This window comes from Mesorhizobium sp. M0340 (assembly GCF_040321535.1).
GTDB lineage: Bacteria > Pseudomonadota > Alphaproteobacteria > Rhizobiales > Rhizobiaceae > Mesorhizobium.
Window position 1 is genome coordinate 1 of record NZ_JAMYRR010000066.1, and the last position, 2,416, is coordinate 2,416.

Annotated in this window: 1 protein-coding gene; it reads left to right on the plus strand. The window is 61.7% G+C overall.

The window, feature by feature from the left end:
* Window positions 1-565 precede the first annotated feature (565 nt).
* The coding region (locus NKI79_RS33045; protein ID WP_352807479.1) for a Ulp1 family isopeptidase at window positions 566-2,416 on the plus strand (1,851 nt) is incomplete at its 3' end.

Here is a 2,416-nt window from a genome sequence, read left to right on the forward strand (position 1 = left end):
CTCAACGGCGCGCCATCATCATGCGCCGGATTCGTCAGTGGTTGATCTGAATCCCCCCGCACCGTTCGAGTTGCATGACCATGCTCGTTCTGTGCCGGCGGCGCCTGCCGGGCCAGCGTTCGCCAGGGCTGAGGAGACGCCCTCCGCGGTTGGCGAGGCCGCGGTGGCCGAAAGGCTGGCTCGGTTGCAAAAGCAGACGGTCGACGCTGATTTGTCGGGATATTTCGACTCGATTCCGCACGCGGACCTTCTACGATCGCCATGGGAGGCGCAACTCATGACGCAAGGGAGCGGACAAGAACACGCCGCGGCGCCCTACGCCGGAGGCAGTGGGTCGATGCTGGGTGCCTCGGTGCTGCAGCCGGGTCACTCAAGGGCGCGCCATCATGATGCGCCGGATTCGTCAGTGGTTGATCTGAATCCCCTCGCACCGTTCGAGTTGCGTGACCATGCTCGTTCTGTGCCGGCGGCGCCTGCCGGGCCAGCGTTCGCCAGGGCTGAGGAGACGCCCTCCGCGGTTGGCGAGGCCGCGGTGGCCGAAAGGTGGGCTCGGTTGCAAAAGCAAATGGACGAACCAGTGCATGATCCCGGCCCTCAAGTGGATACATCGCCATGGGAGGCGCAACTCATGGTGCAAGGGAGCGGACAAGAACACGCCGCGGCGCCCTACGCCGGAGGCAGTGGATCGATGCTGGGTGCCTCGGTGCTGCAGCCGGGTCACTCAACGGCGCGCCATCATCATGCGCCGGATTCGTCAGTGGTTGATCTGAATCCCCCCGCACCGTCCGAGTTGCGTGACCCTGCTCGTTCTGTGCCGGCGGCGGTGCAGCCAGATCCTCCAATAGGGGTCTCCGGTCCCGACAAGCGTCCTCTTTATTCCAACGATGCGACCGTTGTCGAAGGGCTGAGGTCAGCATTGGAGAGCACGGTCAAGCGCCATGTAAATTCTCTTCTCGGCTTTGGTCGTTGGCTCTTTGATAATAACAGGCCGGGATTTGCTGCTCGGCTTCACGAGGAGTCGCTGGATCCGGATCTCAAGGAGTACGAGAGCAAGAGTGGCTCCTCGGACGTGGCTAGAGCAGTGGGTCATCTCAAGACGTGGGCGGGCGGAGCGCCAGTGCTGGACCGCGCCGCTGTCCGGAATCCCGACCCTGCCGACGCCGCGCTCATCAGAGATTACACAGCGGCTCCCATCAGAGAGTACAAGGCAGCGCCGACCGGGCCGAATCCCGGTACCATTCAGACCTATGGATCTGCTCCTAGACGTTTCAGTGAATACCTGCATGAAAACAACAAGCCGGGGATTGCGGATCGGCTTCACGAGGGGTCGCTGGATGAAGATGCCAAGCGCTATGTGAACTCCGGTGGGATCAGTGCACTAGCTCATCTCCGGAAGCCCGAACTCGGGCGCGAAATTGCCCTTGCTGCTCGTCCGGAAGACGCAGTCGGCATGGAGGCTCGTGCCATTGGGGACGCCGCTGCGCAGCGCAGCGGGCCGCAGGAGGCATTGGGTCGGCCAGAGAAGCCCCCTGGGAAAGCTAAAGACGGGCGGGTGCTCGGCGCATTGGAATTGCTAGGCGACGAACATATCCAGAGGGATTACCAGCTCCTGGAGCAGGAGTTGCAGGGGAACAATCCAGATCTCGCCGCCCGGACGCGGTTCGTGGATCCCCTCGTAGCCAATTATCATCTGCGCTTGGGCTCCAAGAGCGACAGGCTAAGCGCATTCCAGCGCATCGTCCATAATCAGAACGGTAACGACACAGCCGACTTCCTGTTCGTGCCAGTGAGCGATGGCGGTAAGACTCTTGCGGAGCGCGGCACCCATTGGTCGCTGCTGTTCGTTGATCGCAGCGACCGGGAACGGCCGGTTGCCTATCATTATGACTCCGTCAGCGGATGGCATGACCCGCTTGCAAAAAAGCTCGCAAAAAATCTGGGCGTCAGCCTGGAGACCCGCGTGGACTCACCCCGCATCGCCCAGCAGAGAAACGAGGTGGATTGCGGAGTCCACGTGGTGGACGGCACGCGGGCGCTGGTTGGGCGATTGCAAAGATGGCAGCCAGACCTGCCAGACGTGAACCTCAACAACCTCGTCGTCAATCGGCAGGCACTACAAACCCGCCTCAGGGGTGACGATACATTCGGAACGGCAAATAATCTCACGAACTTTGAACTCATGGACCGACAGGCCCGAGACGCGGTTAAGGAAAGCCCCGTTGGGACGTTTCCCCAGCAGATCAAGCGGCTCGGCCAGTCAGCGCCAGACGTTGCTCCCGGGGACCCATTTAAATTTCAAAGTCTTGAGAGCAAGGGGGACGCCGCTGCGCAGCGCAGCGGGCCGCAGGAGGCATTCAGTTGGCCAGAGAATCTCCTCCCTGGGAAAGACGACGCTGTTGTGACATCGTCTTTCGTG